The 13,557-nt window shown below is 66.5% G+C and carries 16 protein-coding genes; 7 read left to right on the top strand and 9 right to left on the bottom strand.

Going from position 1 to position 13,557, the window contains the following annotated elements; all coding sequences use genetic code 11:
• Positions 1-16: 16 nt before the first annotated feature.
• From EV137_RS03380 to EV137_RS03370, 3 genes are all read left to right on the top strand, one after another.
• The gene (locus EV137_RS03380; RefSeq protein ID WP_134126455.1) at positions 17-664 is read left to right on the top strand and encodes a DUF2461 family protein; all 648 of its coding nucleotides are present in this window, start codon (positions 17-19) and stop codon (positions 662-664) included.
• Between the two features lie 59 nt (positions 665-723).
• Positions 724-1,203 carry a VOC family protein gene (locus EV137_RS03375; protein ID WP_134126453.1) on the top strand — a complete coding sequence of 160 codons (480 nt, stop codon included), beginning with the start codon at positions 724-726 and terminating at the stop codon, positions 1,201-1,203.
• Positions 1,204-1,301: 98 nt separating this feature from the next.
• A complete protein-coding gene (locus EV137_RS03370; RefSeq protein ID WP_238175318.1) occupies positions 1,302-2,186 on the top strand; it encodes a phosphotransferase in 885 nt (294 codons plus the stop codon).
• Here EV137_RS03370 and EV137_RS40960 read toward each other — a convergent pair.
• The 3 genes from EV137_RS40960 to EV137_RS03360 are packed head-to-tail and all read right to left on the bottom strand — an operon-like array spanning position 2,133 to position 3,789.
• Positions 2,133-2,936, bottom strand: a complete 804-nt coding sequence (locus tag EV137_RS40960) for a cation diffusion facilitator family transporter (RefSeq protein WP_238175317.1) — start codon at positions 2,934-2,936, stop codon at positions 2,133-2,135. The two genes, EV137_RS03370 and EV137_RS40960, sit on opposite strands and share 54 nt — an antisense overlap.
• Positions 2,849-3,379 carry a hypothetical protein gene (locus EV137_RS40955; RefSeq protein WP_202870996.1) on the bottom strand — a complete coding sequence of 177 codons (531 nt, stop codon included), beginning with the start codon at positions 3,377-3,379 and terminating at the stop codon, positions 2,849-2,851. The genes EV137_RS40960 and EV137_RS40955 overlap by 88 nt, the downstream gene beginning before the upstream one ends.
• The gene (locus EV137_RS03360; protein WP_134009868.1) at positions 3,376-3,789 is read right to left on the bottom strand and encodes an ArsR/SmtB family transcription factor; all 414 of its coding nucleotides are present in this window, start codon (positions 3,787-3,789) and stop codon (positions 3,376-3,378) included. The genes EV137_RS40955 and EV137_RS03360 overlap by 4 nt, the downstream gene beginning before the upstream one ends.
• A gap of 276 nt (positions 3,790-4,065) precedes the next feature.
• On the opposite strand from EV137_RS03360, the gene EV137_RS03355 reads away from it, so the two are divergent.
• The gene (locus EV137_RS03355) at positions 4,066-4,488 is read left to right on the top strand and encodes a PPOX class F420-dependent oxidoreductase (RefSeq protein ID WP_238175067.1); all 423 of its coding nucleotides are present in this window, start codon (positions 4,066-4,068) and stop codon (positions 4,486-4,488) included.
• Between the two features lie 101 nt (positions 4,489-4,589).
• Here the strand turns inward: EV137_RS03355 and EV137_RS03350 are convergent, their stop codons facing one another.
• Positions 4,590-7,817 (bottom strand): hypothetical protein, encoded by a 3,228-nt coding sequence (locus EV137_RS03350; RefSeq protein WP_134126449.1) that lies wholly within the window; start codon positions 7,815-7,817, stop codon positions 4,590-4,592.
• A 127-nt stretch (positions 7,818-7,944) separates the two neighbouring features.
• Complete coding sequence (locus EV137_RS03345; RefSeq protein ID WP_134009874.1) at positions 7,945-8,187, bottom strand: hypothetical protein; 243 nt, start codon at positions 8,185-8,187, stop codon at positions 7,945-7,947.
• Positions 8,188-8,296: 109 nt separating this feature from the next.
• Here EV137_RS03345 and EV137_RS03340 point away from each other — a divergent pair, with 109 nt between their 5' ends.
• A complete protein-coding gene (locus tag EV137_RS03340; RefSeq protein ID WP_202870803.1) occupies positions 8,297-9,454 on the top strand; it encodes an alpha-amylase family glycosyl hydrolase in 1,158 nt (385 codons plus the stop codon).
• Positions 9,451-9,723 carry an alpha amylase C-terminal domain-containing protein gene (locus tag EV137_RS40950; protein ID WP_202870802.1) on the top strand — a complete coding sequence of 91 codons (273 nt, stop codon included), beginning with the start codon at positions 9,451-9,453 and terminating at the stop codon, positions 9,721-9,723. The genes EV137_RS03340 and EV137_RS40950 overlap by 4 nt, the downstream gene beginning before the upstream one ends.
• On the opposite strand, the gene EV137_RS03335 is transcribed toward EV137_RS40950, so the two are convergent.
• From EV137_RS03335 to EV137_RS03325, 3 genes are read right to left on the bottom strand one after another with little or no spacing between them, the layout of a single operon-like run.
• Positions 9,649-10,497 (bottom strand): MerR family transcriptional regulator, encoded by an 849-nt coding sequence (locus tag EV137_RS03335; RefSeq protein WP_134126447.1) that lies wholly within the window; start codon positions 10,495-10,497, stop codon positions 9,649-9,651. The genes EV137_RS40950 and EV137_RS03335 overlap by 75 nt on opposite strands.
• 25 nt (positions 10,498-10,522) lie before the next feature.
• A complete protein-coding gene (locus tag EV137_RS03330) occupies positions 10,523-11,293 on the bottom strand; it encodes an ABC transporter permease (RefSeq protein WP_445991789.1) in 771 nt (256 codons plus the stop codon).
• Complete coding sequence (locus EV137_RS03325) at positions 11,290-12,060, bottom strand: ABC transporter ATP-binding protein (RefSeq protein WP_134126445.1); 771 nt, start codon at positions 12,058-12,060, stop codon at positions 11,290-11,292. Before EV137_RS03325 ends, EV137_RS03330 begins: the two co-directional genes overlap by 4 nt.
• A 116-nt stretch (positions 12,061-12,176) precedes the next feature.
• Here EV137_RS03325 and EV137_RS03320 point away from each other — a divergent pair, with 116 nt between their 5' ends.
• Positions 12,177-12,689, top strand: coding sequence for an RNHCP domain-containing protein (locus EV137_RS03320; protein ID WP_238175066.1), 513 nt, complete (start codon positions 12,177-12,179; stop codon positions 12,687-12,689).
• On the opposite strand, the gene EV137_RS41285 is transcribed toward EV137_RS03320, so the two are convergent.
• Positions 12,676-13,413, bottom strand: a complete 738-nt coding sequence (locus EV137_RS41285) for a VOC family protein (RefSeq protein ID WP_134009884.1) — start codon at positions 13,411-13,413, stop codon at positions 12,676-12,678. The genes EV137_RS03320 and EV137_RS41285 overlap by 14 nt on opposite strands.
• Positions 13,414-13,557: the final 144 nt, after the last annotated feature.

Here is a 13,557-nt window from a genome sequence, read left to right as displayed (position 1 = left end):
TCGCTAGGCTGCCTGGGTGGACTTCGAAGGGTGGCCGCGGGGTGCTTTCGACGTGCTGCTGCAGCTTGAAGGGGAGCCTTCGGCAGAGGTAAGGCGGCAATGTCGGCGAGATCGGGAGGCACTGGTTCGGCGGCCGATGATTGATCTGCTCAACGTGGTGGCTGATGCGGATTCGGCGTACGAGGACTTTTCGGTCTGGGGGTACGGCGATGTGCTGGTGCGGGCCTGGCAACGGCAGAGTGCGATTGTGCGGCTGGGTCGGAACGTCGAGCTCGGAGTTCGGTTCGATCTGGACGGGCTAGAGGTCAGCTTGGCGTGGTGGTATGCGCCGTCGGCGCAGATCGAGCGCTATCGCGCTGCGGTGGCGGACGACGGTTCTGGTCCGCGTTTGGTTGCCATTGTGCGGAAGCTTGAGGGGGAGGGGTACGTCATCTCAGGCGACCTGTTGAAGCGGCCGCTACGCGGCTATCCCGTTGATCATCCGCGGGCAGAGCTGTTGCGGCACAAGTCGGTCATCGCGACGCGACCGCTCGGTTGTGAGGAATGGATTCACACCCCCGCCGCGGCGGATCAGGTGCTCGCTGCGTTCTCCCAGTTGCGCCCGCTGGCCCGCTGGCTGGTCGAGAACGTGTCGGATGCGCCGTACCTCCGATCGTCTCACTGACAGAGGGCGGCATTCGAGCTGCCCGGATACAGCAGAGAGCACCTTCGGAGGATGACCAGATGACACCGGCAGCAAAGCCCAACCCGATCCCCGATACGTACCGCCGGGTGACGCCCGTCCTCACCGTTGCGGGCGCCGTCAAGGCGCTCGAGTTCTACAGCTCGGTGTTCGGCGCGACCGAGCGCATGCGCTTCCCGGGTCCGCAAGGGACCATCGCCCACGCGGAGATCCAGATCGGCGACTCGGTCGTCATCGTCGAGGACGAGGATCCCCAGCGGGGCACCGCCGCGCCGCCATCCGAAGGGTTGCCAGGCTCGCCCGCTTCGCTCTTCATCTACGTCGAGGACGTCGACGCGGTCATCGCGCGGGCTGTGGAGCTCGGCGCGACGCTGCAGCGCCCGGCGGAGGACCAGTTCTACGGCGACCGTGACGGCCACATCATCGACCCGTTCGGACACGGCTGGACCGTAGCGTCACACATCGAGGACGTAACGCCCGACGACCTGACACGCCGGATGACCGAACTGTTCGGCTCTTGACCCCGCTGGGGATTTGACGTGTTTGCGGCTCCTGCAGCGGCATGTCAAGATGCGAGAGGCCCGCCTTCAGGTCCCTCCGGACAGGAAGGGGCGTGAAGATGTCGCACAGGCTTGAGTTTCGGTTGTCGGAGAATCCGTGGGCGCCGACTGCGGTCATCGAAGAGGTGAACGCTCACACGGGCAGCGGGCTGGTGCTGACCGGGCTGGCCGACCAGGTGGGTGGATCGAGCAGCGCGGCGTTTGTTGCGTGGGCGGATGGGCGTGAATCTGCGCTCACACGGACTCGGACGCCGTTGGCCGTGATGCGGCAGACGGCGAGTGTGCTGAACGACCTACGAGGGCAGGGCTTGCCCGTTCCAGAGCACCAGCTAGTGCTGGAGCTTTCTGATGGGTACGTCGCTGTTGTGCAGGAGAGGCTGCCTGGCCGTCATGTGGGTGAACTCAACTCGACCACGGCTGCTGCGTTCGTCGCGATGAACGACCGTTTCGCGGGGGTGCTACGAGACCATCCAGAGGTCCCGCAGCCAAGGGCCTTTCCCGCCAGCGTCAGCACGTTCGAGAACACCGTGGGCCGTCATGGTGAGCGTGGCCGGCGGCTGTTGGGGCGGCTGCTCGAAATTGACGGTGGGCGCCTCGTTCGCATGCAGGGCGATGATCTTGTGCACACCGACTACACGCCGGGAAACGTGCTGTTCGACGACGCCGGCAATGTCAGCGGTGTGGTCGATTGGAACGGCGGCGCGGTGCGCGGCGATCGGTATTACGCGCTTCTTGGGCTGCACTGGGGCAGCATCGGCCGGAGGACGGTCTGCGCCGAGGAGATGAAGCAGGTCGAGGAGAAGCTCGCGCACCTCAGCCCGGAGACGAGACGCAGCTACGAGGCGCATTGGATGGTCGACCAGGTGCACGAGTCAATCCTGAAAGGCTTCTCACCAGAACGCATCGAGGCCGACATGGCACGAGCGGAGAACACACTGGGTTGAGGCCGGACGGCGGCTGAGTAGGTTAGTGGTGGTGGCTGACGAGGTTGTGGGCTGCGGTTGCGTCGTGGGGGAGGGTTCGGCGTGGATGGTGGCGGTGGTCAGGCGCCGTACGCCGTGGACGAGGTCGTGTTCGACCTGGTGGCTGAGGTGGTGGGCTTCGATCAGCGACAGGTCCGAGTCCACCGCGATGCGAGCTTCGGCGCGGAGGGCGTGGCCGACCCAGCGGAGCTGGACGCCGGTGACCTCGACGACACCTGGGGTTGAGCGGATGACCTCTTCGGCCTGGTCGACCAGTGCGGGGTCGACGGCGTCCATCAGGCGCCGGTACACCTCGCGGGCGGCGTCACGCAGTACGAACAGGATCGCGATCGTGATCAGTAGACCGATGATTGGGTCGGCCAACGGAAAGCCGAGCCAGGCGCCGACTGCGCTGAGGACCACGGCCAGACTGGTGAAGCCGTCCGTGCGGGCGTGCAGCCCATCGGCGATCAGGGCGGCCGAGCCGATCCGCCGGCCGGTGCGGATCCGGTACTGCGCGACGATCTCGTTGCCCAGGAACCCGATCACACCGGCGGCGATCAGTACGCCGACGTTGCGCACGTCGCTGGGGTGGAGGAAGCGCATGACGGCCTCATAGCCGGCGTACGCCGACGACGCGGCGATCAGCACGACCACGATGATGCCGGCCAGGTCCTCGGCGCGGCCGAAGCCATAGGTGTACGCGCGGGTCGCGACGCGGCGGCCGAGGATGAAGGCGATCGCGAGGGGATCGCGGTGAGGGCGTCGGCGTAGTTGTGCAGGGTGTCGCCGAGCAGTGCGACCGAGTTGGTGAGGAACACGACCACGGTCTGGATCAGCGCGGTCGCGATCAGGCCGACGAAGCTGATCTTCAGGCAGCGCATGCCTTCCTTGCTCGCCTCGAGCGCGGAATCGATTTTGTCGCTGCTGTCGTGCGAGTGCGGAACAAAGATCTCCTTCACCTTGCCGAGCAAGCCGTCGTAGTGGGCATGCCCGTGACCATGACCATGTCCAGCGGCGTCTGGTTTCGCGTCGCGCTGGTGCTCCGCGTGCCCGTGTCCGTGTGCGGCGGCGTCCGGTTTCGTGTCGTGCGCTGCGTGGGTGTGTCCGGCCGGTGGGGTCTGGGCGTCGGCTTTGTCGTGGGGGTGACTGTGCTCGTGGTCCGCCGTACTCATCGGATCTTCGTCCTTCGGGCCGGTCGGGCGCCCGCGGCGGACTCGGCGTCGGGTACGGCGCCGACGGGGCGGTGGTGGTCGGGGAAACCTCCGCTGGAGTGTTCGGCGTGATAGATCGCGTCCTCGACCAGTTGGCCGGCGTGCGAGTTCTCGATTCGGTAGAAGACCTGGTTGCCCTGTTTGCGCGTCCGGACCAGTCGCGCCAGACGCAACTTGGCGAGGTGCTGCGAGACACCGGCCGGCGACTTCCCGACCGCGTCCGCCAGCTCGTTGACCGACTTCTCACCGTCCAGCAGTGCCCAGACCAGCCGCACCCGGGTCGCATCGGACAGCATCCGGAACACCTCCACGGCCAGCGCCACGTGATCGTCGTCCGGCGACTGCTTGCGTGACTGCGTATCTGCGCGCATACGCAGATACTAAGCCTGTGAGTTCTCCCGTAGCAAGGCCGAACGGCGGGATGATCAACGCCTGAGGCGATCAACATCATCGAAAACCATCGCTTTTCTCGATGCACCGATCGACCCTAGGGTCAGAGGGTATGGCGACACACACGATCCGGCCGACAGCCTCCTGGAGGATCCGCGGCATGTGTACGCCGTCGAGCTGACGCAGGTGTTTGCCTTCGGCAAGGAAACCGGATTCCGCACCCCATCGCCCATCAGCCCGAACGAAGGGAAGACCCGATGACCACCATGACCGCCGACGAGTGGCGTACCTTCGTCACCGCGGGCACCAGGCTCGCCCACCTCTCGCTCACCCGCGCCGACGGCCGGCCGCACGTCACCCCGATCTGCTTCGTGCTCGACGGCGACGAACTCGCCTTCGCCCTCTCGCCCGGCAGCGTCAAGGGCAAGAGCATGGCGCGGGACCGGCGCGTCGCGGTCTGCATCAGCGACGATCAGCAGCCCTACAGCTTCGTCACCATCGAAGGCGAGGCCCGGATCTCCGCCGAGCCGGACCGGATCAAGCGCGTCGCCACCGCGATCGCCGACCGCTACTACCCCGACCAGCCCGCGGCCGAGCTCGCCGAGTCATTCCTCCAAGGGGGCTTCACCGCAGTACACATCGGCATCACCAACGTGATAGCCCGCTCCGGCCTCGGCTGATACCTCGGCTGACACCTCGGCGGCGATCTCGGTGGCGATCGCGCGCCCCGATGACCGGCTGAGCGTTTCGCCGCACTCGCTGTGACGTGCGGGTAGGTCGGTCATGCGGGTTCGACGAGGGAGGTTCTTACTGCGCGGCAGTAGGCGGCGATGAGAGCTGGGGTGGCGGCGGCGCCGTGGGCGGCGCGGGACAGTTCGGCGATGGCCCAGTGGCCTTCTGTGTCGCAGGCCATCGCTTTCAGCCGCTTGTCGAGAAGGACGGGTTCGGTGATCAGGAGGAGCTCGTCGAGGGCCTCCTGAAGTTTTCGGCGCGCCAGCAGGATCTGGCGGGCGTTGTAACGACCGAAGTTGCGGTAGGCAACGAAGCTGGCTGTGTCGAAGAACTGGTTCAGGGTCGACTCCCGTGGGTAGGTCGGGTACCGCTCGTGGAATGCGAGCAACGCTGCGGGCATCTCCTTGGCCAGGCCGGGTTTGGCGTACCAGAGGACGCCGACCGGGGTCTGGTCGGTGAACGATCCCGCGCCCTTGGTGAAGAACCCGAGGTTGACGGTCCGGGGCGAGTACGCCGGGACGCGCGAGGTGCTCGGGGTGGCCCGGAGCGGGTCCAGGCTGATATCGATCCGGATGTCGCACTCGCTCGGGGCGATCGCGATGGCCTTGCCGAGCGAACTCGTCGCGTCACCCGGTCCCGAGTCGGCGTCGACACAGACGATCTCGGTGATTTCGGGGATCCGGAGCAGCTCGACGAGTCCGGTGTTCTCCCAGTGGCCGCCGTCGGTCAGGTAGAGGTAAGGATCGTCGAGGTCGTGGATCCCGAAGAACTCCTTGAACAGGTACCCGAGGCCGGTCCATGGGTACGACAGCTCGAGCTCCTTGTCCAGGCCGGCGGCCTCGAGTTGGGTGATGAACCGCGGGTTGGCGATCCACACGCCGAGCCGGATGTTGAAGAAGGCCAGCAGCATGCTGGTCGGCCCGATCTGGTAGCGGCCCATCGCGGGGGAGACCGCCGCGCTGGAGATGGCGACCGCCATCATCGTCGTGATCCGCTTGTGCAGCTTCTTGCCGAGTCGGTCGAGCACCCGGGTGGACGCGGCGAACTGCAACGTGTTGCCACGTCCGTCCTGAGGCAGATGCAAGATCGTCCGCTCGGGGTCGAACGTCACGCTCAGAGCCGGAGTGCCGTAGCGGGTGCGGACCGCACGCGAGGTCACTGTGCTGGTCGTGCACACCACCAGCGGCGTACGCACCGCTGTGTCGTCGTAGTTGAAGGCAAACAGGCCGGGTTCATGCTTGGATTCGTCCGTACCGGGGGCATCGTTGTCGTACGGCTGCACACGGACGTCCTCCTCGCCGTTCTTGGTCCGGTACGTCGCGTAGGCCAGACGCAGCTTGCCTCGGTAGAACGGCGCCAGCGACCAGCTCTCCGAGCTCGGCCCCAGGAGCACGACAGTGAGGATGGCCAGCGCAAGAACCCAGTTCCAGCCGGATTGCCAGCTCACCAGATCGTGCCCGGACCAGGTCACCTCGTGCTTGGCAGCGTTCCACGTCGCCAGCGCTGTCAGACCCAGCGCGACCAGGACGAAGGCAAAGCCGCCGAGCATGGGCGCGAAGCGCGCTGCCGGCTTCCTGAGGATGCGGACGACCGAGCCGACGACACCGGCACTCGCACCGACCGTAGCGATCAGCGTGGGCAACGTCAGATGGGCGACCGCGCCGACCAGTTCGACGAAGCCCCACAACGTCAGTGCGAGGAACGCGCCGAGGCCGAGCGCGCTGTACGACGCCCTCTTCAGCGTCTGCAGCGTGACGCGCGGAGCCAGCTTGTTCTGGGCGTAACCGACGAGAAACTGACCGGCGAGGACCCACAGCATCAGGACGACGAATCCGGCGGCGAGGAAAATGAGCCCGGGCAGCGCGAGCGAATGGTCCTTGACGAGCTGGTGCATCGCGCCGCTCGGCAGCTCGCCGCCCTGGCTCGTGAGGCCGCGCAATGCCCAGCCCACAGGCCGTGTGATGGCCCAGCCCATGCTCAGCAGCACCACCAGGTTGACCGTCAGCCCGGCGATCACCGTTGCGAACACGGCTGGCCGGTAGGACGCCTTGGTGGAGGTCTGACTGCCCTCAGGGCCGGATTGCCTGGTCGCCTTCGCGGCTGCCGGGTCGGTGTCGGATCCTCGAGGCTGGTTCGACCCGAGGTACCCGAGGTTGTCGACGAGATGGCGCTCCTCAGGGGTGAGCCACCCGTTCTCCTGCTGCCGCCACGGGCGAGGTGCCACCTGGCGGAGGCGCTCTCGTTCACGGCTCTCGTCATCCGTCGCCTGGAGGCTGGATCGCGAGATGCTCCAGCCGGCCGCCATGTTCGATCCGCCCGACACGGCGGTGACCGCGCGTGCCCCGGACCAGTTGAGGATCTCACCGTCGAGCGCCTGGAGTGCGCCGAGGCTGATCGACGACGCCCGGATGCCGCCGCCGGAGAGCGCAATGCCGTACTTCGCCGCTCCGCGCGGGGGTTCGGCGCGTGTCATCTGGGTGCCCTCCGGAGCTTGGGCGACCTCCTCGGACGGCTTCATGCCGGCTGCCTTCTGGGCGTACGTCGGCAGCTTCAAAGAGGCGAGTCTGACCCAGCGTGGAGTCGCCCACCAGGCGAAGGCGCCTGCCGCGGTGTAGACGATGGCGACGAGGAGCAAAGTGAACTTGGCCCAGGCGCAGACCGCGACGAACCGCCAGGGCCCGTTCGACGATCCCGCGGTGAGCATCAAAATGTTCTCGGCGACGTCGAAGGCTCCCGCGACGACGACAGCGATGACGACCGTGGTACGCGCCTGCCGTAGCGCCGGCAGCCGGAAGTAGTTGCCGGCCCACCACACCAGCAGGCCGAGCAGGAAGACGTAGGAAGCGATGAACCAGAAGTCCTGTTGAACGGCCCTCGTGAAGGCATCACCGCATCCGCAGGCCGTCCAGGCCTCGCTGCTGCCGGCGAGTTCGATGTCGACGATCGACCTCGCCGTGCCCTTCAGACTCGCCGCGTCGCCGAAATGTGCTGCGGCAAGAGCACTCAGGATCAGAGCGAGCCAGCGCAGTACGGCACGCAGGTGGCGCTGCAGGTTGGTGGCGAACAGAACGACCACCACCAAGATGGCGAGCCCGAGGATTGCGACCCAGACCGCCTGCGGCAACCCGTCGTCTCCGACACGGTCTCCGAAGAGCACAGTCGCAACCGCGAGGACGCCGACGCCCACAATCAGCAGCAGCACCCGCACCCGGTAGTGGAAGGAGACATCCGTGTCCGAGGTGAGCCCGTCGGCCGGCGGCTTCAGGAGAATCGCCATTTGCTCCACCCCCTCTCATCTATAAGAGGGCTGAGAACGGCGACTGATACGCGATGGGTCGCAATAGCCGCGAGTCTGGGTTACGCGGAGTTACTGACCTGGGAGGGTCAGGGGCAGCGTGCGTGGATCAGGCGTCGGCCTGGCCGAGGGAGTGGAGTTTGGAGAAGGGGGCGACGACTCGCAGGAGCCGTCCGGCCCCGAAGTCGATGACGACCGTGCCATCAGTTTCGACTGAATGGACGCGGCCGAGTCCTTCCCTGTCGTGAGAGACCCGCTCACCGACTTCGTAACTCTTGAGCGAGTCAGAAACCTGGGCCTTGAAAGGACTGGTGGACAGGTGACGACGCGTCGTCGCGCGATAGGGCAGCATCAGACCTCAAGTATGCGCCGTTTTCGCCGACTCTGCGACACGGGACCCCCTTGGAGCCACCGGCCCCCGTGGTTTGATGAGGTACCCGCCGCCCCGAGGGAGTCCGATGATGCGCAAATTACTGGTCCTGTTGCTGGGTCTGTCGATGGCCGGACTGAGCGGGGCGAGTGCGCAGGCGGCGCCGGTGGGGGACCGGGACGTCATCGTCCAGTTGTTCGAATGGAACTGGACGTCGGTCGGGCGGGAGTGCGGGCAGGTACTCGGCCCGAAGGGGTACGGCGCAGTGCAGGTCTCGCCGCCGCAGGAGCATGTCGTGCTGCCGGGGTCCGGGTATCCGTGGTGGCAGGACTACCAGCCGGTGAGTTACAAGCTGGACAGCACCCGCCGCGGCACGCGCAGCCAGTTCGTCGCCATGGTCAACAGTTGCCACGCGGCCGGTGTCAAGGTGTACGTCGATGCCGTGATCAACCACATGACCGGTGGCTCGTCGGGCGGCACCGGCAGCGCCGGGTCGTCGTACACGCACTACGACTACCCGGGGACGTACCAGACGCAGGACTTCCATCATTGCGGACGCAACGGGAACGACGACATCGTCAACTACGGCGACCGGTACGAGGTACAGAATTGTGAGCTCGTCGACCTGGCCGATCTGGCAACCGGTACCGACTACGTTCGCGGCCGGATCGCGGCGTACCTGAACGACCTGCTGTCGATCGGCGTCGACGGGTTCCGGCTGGATGCCTCGAAGCACATGCCCGCCGCGGACATCGCCGCGATCAAGTCCCGCTTGGCGCGTCCGGCGTACCTGTACCAGGAGGTCATCTACGGCGCCGGCGAGCCGATCACCCCGGACGAGTACGTCGGGAACGGCGACGTGCTCGAGTTCCGGTACGGGAAGGATCTCGCCAAGATCTTCAACACCGAGCGCCTCGCCTACCTGCGCACGTTCGCGGAGCCGTTGGCGTCAGATCGTGCCGTGGTGTTCACCGACAACCATGACACCCAGCGCGGCAGCGGCGTACTGACGTTCCGCGACAACGGCCGCTATGCGATGGCGAACGCGTTCATGCTGGCCTGGACGTACGGGACGCCGAAGGTGATGTCGAGCTACGAGTACATGTCGAACGACGAGGGACCGCCGTCGACCGGTAGCGGACGGACGATCGACACGACGTGCTTCAGCAACCGCTGGCGGTGCGAGCACGAGTGGCGGGTGATTGCCAACATGGTCGGCTTCCACAAGCCGTACGGGGGACCGCCGTGACCGAGTGGTGGGACAACGGGAACGACGCGATCGCGTTCGGCCGTGGCGACAAGGGTTACCTCGTCCTGAACGACGAGAGTTCAGCGCTCACCGGCCGGAGCTTCCACACCCAGCTTCCGGCCGGCGTGTACTGCGACGTCTTCCACGGCGACCACTCGGCGGGCGGCTGCACCGGTCCGACGTACACCGTCGACTCAGCAGGCTGGTTCCGCGCCGACATCGCAGCCACCGACGGTCTCGCGCTCCACGCTGCCGCCAGGATCTCGTAGCGCTTCGAGTCTGTCGGTGGGCACGCGCTCGATGCGGGTCCAGCCTTTCCAGCCGCGTTCCTCCAGGATCGTGAGCAGCCGCGCGGCCTCGGGTGCGGACTCGAGCATCACTGCGTCCAGCAGCTCGACGAGCTGGTCGTCGAAGGGCTCGTCACCCAGCTGGCCGGCCTCGAAGGCACGGATGTACATGCGTTCCAGGATGTCGGCGATCTCGAACAGCAAGGCCTCGCCATCCGGATTGTCGACTGCCTGACTCACCAGGCTGTAGAGCTTCTGGGCATCGGGATCGTCCAGTTGCTCGTGCTTCGCGGCGATCACGGCGTCGATCACCTCCGGTACCTGGGCGGCGATCATGATCCAGGCATCGCGCTCCATGACGATGTAGCGCTCGCTGACGCCGTAACTGCGCAGCCGGTCGAGATAGTCCACAACGGTCTGCGGGAGCGCAAGGTGGTCGCCGGCGACAAGTCTGGCGAGCCGGCGGCGGCTCACCTGCAACCGCCGGATCTCGGCGCGCAACGACTTGTCGATCTCCTGTACGCCGTCCTCGAACTTCGCGGGAGTGGCGTCGAGAAGTTCCTGCACACGGGCCAGCGGTACGCCGGCATCGGCGAGCGTGTGGATCCGGATCAGGCGTACGACGGCAGCGGAGTTGTACGACCGGTACCCGGAGTGGTCGCGTGCGGGCTCCGGCAGCAGCCCGATCTTGTGATAGTGGCGCACTGCCCGCACCGTCACGCCGGCGTACGCCGCCAGCTGGCTGATCGTGAGCATGGGTCCATGTTCCCTCAGGGATGCCTCAGGCGATCTTGCGGCGATAGGCGACCATCGCGAGCACGTACGCCGCGACGAGGACGCCGACGCACCAGGCGAGCGCGGCCCAGATGCTGCTGCCGACGGGTTGTTGCGCGAGCAGGTTGCGGATCGTGTCGACGATGGATGTCACCGGCTGGTTCTCGGCGAACCAGCGCACCGGGCCGGGCATGGTCTGGGTGGGCACGAACGCCGAGCTGACGAACGGCAGGAAGATCAGCGGGTACCCGAACGCGCCCGCGCCCTCGACCGACGACGCGGTGAGCCCGGGGATCACCGCGAGCCAGGTCAGCGCCAGGGTGAACAGGAACAGAATGCCGATCACCGCGAGCCAGGCCAGCACGCCGGCACCCGAGCGGAAGCCCATCACGAGCGCGACGCCCACCACGACGACCAGTGAGATCAGGTTGGCGACGAGTGAGGTGAAGACATGCGCCCACAGCACGCCCGAGCGGGCGATCGGCATCGACTGGAACCGCTCGAAGATCCCGGTCGCCAGGTCCATGAACAGCCGGTACGCCGTGTAGGCCACGCCCGACGCGATCGTGATCAGCAGGATGCCGGGGAGCATGTAGTTCACGTACGCCGTGGACCCGGTGTCGATCGCGCCGCCGAAGACGTACACGAACATCAGCATCAACGCGATCGGCGTGATGACGGTCGTGATGATGGTGTCCAGGCTGCGGGTGACGTGGCGCAGCGTCCGAGCAGTCAGGGCGACGGTGTCGCCGACGAAGTACGAAGTACTCATGGTCATCGCTGGTCTCCAATGACTGACAGGAAGATCTCCTCGAGGGTCGGTTGCTTCTCGACGTACTCGACCTTGGCGGGTGGGAGGAGCTGCTTGAGTTCGGTGAGGGTGCCGTTGACGATGATCCGGCCCTGGTGCAGGATCGCGATCCGGTCGGCGAGCTGTTCGGCTTCTTCCAGGTACTGCGTGGTGAGCAGCACCGTCGTACCGTGGCCGGCCAGCTCCTTGACCGTCTGCCACACCTCGATCCGCGCCTCGGGATCGAGCCCCGAGGTCGGCTCGTCGAGGAAGATCACCGGCGAGTTCCCGATCAGACTCATCGCGATGTCCAGGCGACGGCGCATTCCGCCCGAGTATGTCGCTGTTCGCTGAGCGGCCGCCTCGGTCAGCGAGAAGCGGTCGAGCAGGTCATCGGCGACCGCGCCGGGGTCCTTGACGTGCCGCAGCTTCGCGACCAGTACGAGGTTCTCCCGGCCGCTGAGGATCTCGTCGACGGCGGCGAACTGCCCGGTCAAGCTGATGGATTCCCGTACGTCGGCCGGCTGCGTGGCGACGTCGAACCCGTTGACGGCGGCCGTTCCCGCATCCGCCTTGAGGAGCGTGGAAAGGATCCTGATCGTCGTGGTCTTGCCCGCCCCGTTGGAGCCGAGCAGCGCGAAGATGCTGCCCCGCGCGACGTCGAAGTCCACACCACGCAGTACCGCCTTCTTCCCGTACGCCTTCTCCAGACCCTGCACCCGAATCGCCGGCTCACCGGCCGATTGAACTGTCATGAAGCCAACCCTGCGGGGTTGACCCTGCGTCAAGGTCAAGCCGGGCCCAGCGGTTATTTGTTTGACGGTGCTGGAGGTGGGCTGGTCTGCTGTGGGGACGTGCGCCGGATCAGCCGGTGCGGACCGGGAGGAGGGAAGCGTATGTCTGCTCTGTCCTGCAGCTTTGCTCTGAAAGGTTCTTCGGTTTGGCATTCGCACGTTCGTTCAGCTGTGAACATTGCGGCGTAGAGGTCTCCCTCGACGCCCCCGGAACTACCCATCGCAATCATTGCCCGAGTTGCTTGTGGTCGCGTCATCTCGACCGCAACGTGCCGGGTGATCGCAAGGCCGACTGTGCCGGCGGCATGGAGCCGATCGCGGTCACGGTTCGCGGGGAGGGCCGCTGGGTCCTCATCCACCGGTGCACCAACTGTGGGCGTCTCCGCCTCAACAAGACCGCCGGCGACGACAATGTCCTGCTCCTGATGCGGCTGGCAGCGCTTCCGCTGACCATGCCGTTCGTCCCGTTCGCGCCCGATCCTGAGCCCGAATCCTCAGGCAACGGCAACGGCAACGGCAACCGCACGAAGCCCCGTAAGCCCAGGGCCCGCAAGAACGCGACCGCGACCGCCGCGCTCAGAGAGGAGTGAGGAGGCAGAACTCGTTGTTCTCGGGATCTGCCAGAACGGTCCAGGGGACCTCACCTTGACCGATGTCCAGGTCGGTGGCGCCGAGCGAGCGCAGCCGGTCCGCCTCCGCCGCGTGGTCGTCGGCGGGGTACGGGCGGAGGTCGAGGTGGACGCGGTTCAGGCCGGCCTTCGCGTCGGGAGTGCGAATGAACTCGAGGTACGGCCCGACACCCTTAGCGGAACGCAGTACGGCGGAGTTGTCGGTCGACTCGTGGAGCGTCCAGTCCATGGCCTCGGACCAGAACCGGGCCATCGCTCGCGGGTCGGCACAGTCCACGACGACAGCGGCGATCGGGCCGGTGTCGCTGTAGACCGGTCGAGGCTCGAGTACGCAGAACTCGTTGCCCTCCGGGTCGGCGAGGACCGTCCACGGGGCGTTGCCCTGGCCGATATCCGCGGGCGTCGCGCCGAGGCTCAGGAGGCGGTCGATCAGGTCTGCCTGGTGAGCCGCGGAGGTGGTGGCGAGGTCGAGGTGGACGCGGTTCTTCGCCGTCTTGGGATCGGGGACGGGAAGGATGTCGATGCAGACGGCGCTCGGGTCGGGATAGCTGAAGCCCTCGGGCTCGAGGTTGGTTTCCTGGGCGTTGTCGGCGGTGACCTCCCAGTCGAGCGCCCCCGCCCAGAACCTGCCGAGCGCGGAGCTGTCGTGAGCCTTCATCGAGATCTGCACCAGCCGCGTCGCCATACCGCCGATCCTATGCCCGGCTGCTCGCCACCCTGAGAGCCTGGTTCAACACGCGGCCTGGCTCGTCGCGTCGGGCGTCGGGATCCGCGGCGCGGTGGGACACTGCCAAAGAGGGCGTCTGTGGCGGTCAGGTTCTAGTGGCGT

Source organism: Kribbella pratensis, assembly GCF_004366075.1.
GTDB classification, from domain to species: domain Bacteria; phylum Actinomycetota; class Actinomycetes; order Propionibacteriales; family Kribbellaceae; genus Kribbella; species Kribbella pratensis.
Note: the sequence above shows the minus strand (reverse complement) of the source record. Positions and strands in the feature narration are given on the sequence as shown.

Excerpts from the sequence above, each read along its gene's own strand:
- EV137_RS03375 (WP_134126453.1), top strand. The coding sequence starts at position 724 with ATGACACCGGCAGCAAAGCCCAACCCGATCCCCGATACGTACCGCCGG.
- EV137_RS03370 (WP_238175318.1), top strand. The coding sequence starts at position 1,302 with ATGTCGCACAGGCTTGAGTTTCGGTTGTCGGAGAATCCGTGGGCGCCG.
- EV137_RS40955 (WP_202870996.1), bottom strand. The coding sequence starts at position 3,379 with ATGAGTACGGCGGACCACGAGCACAGTCACCCCCACGACAAAGCCGAC.
- EV137_RS03360 (WP_134009868.1), bottom strand. The coding sequence starts at position 3,789 with ATGCGCGCAGATACGCAGTCACGCAAGCAGTCGCCGGACGACGATCAC.
- EV137_RS03355 (WP_238175067.1), top strand. The coding sequence starts at position 4,066 with ATGACCACCATGACCGCCGACGAGTGGCGTACCTTCGTCACCGCGGGC.
- EV137_RS03350 (WP_134126449.1), bottom strand. The coding sequence starts at position 7,817 with ATGGCGATTCTCCTGAAGCCGCCGGCCGACGGGCTCACCTCGGACACG.
- EV137_RS03345 (WP_134009874.1), bottom strand. The coding sequence starts at position 8,187 with ATGCTGCCCTATCGCGCGACGACGCGTCGTCACCTGTCCACCAGTCCT.
- EV137_RS03340 (WP_202870803.1), top strand. The coding sequence starts at position 8,297 with ATGCGCAAATTACTGGTCCTGTTGCTGGGTCTGTCGATGGCCGGACTG.
- EV137_RS03335 (WP_134126447.1), bottom strand. The coding sequence starts at position 10,497 with ATGCTCACGATCAGCCAGCTGGCGGCGTACGCCGGCGTGACGGTGCGG.
- EV137_RS03330 (WP_445991789.1), bottom strand. The coding sequence starts at position 11,293 with ATGACCATGAGTACTTCGTACTTCGTCGGCGACACCGTCGCCCTGACT.
- EV137_RS03325 (WP_134126445.1), bottom strand. The coding sequence starts at position 12,060 with ATGACAGTTCAATCGGCCGGTGAGCCGGCGATTCGGGTGCAGGGTCTG.
- EV137_RS41285 (WP_134009884.1), bottom strand. The coding sequence starts at position 13,413 with ATGGCGACGCGGCTGGTGCAGATCTCGATGAAGGCTCACGACAGCTCC.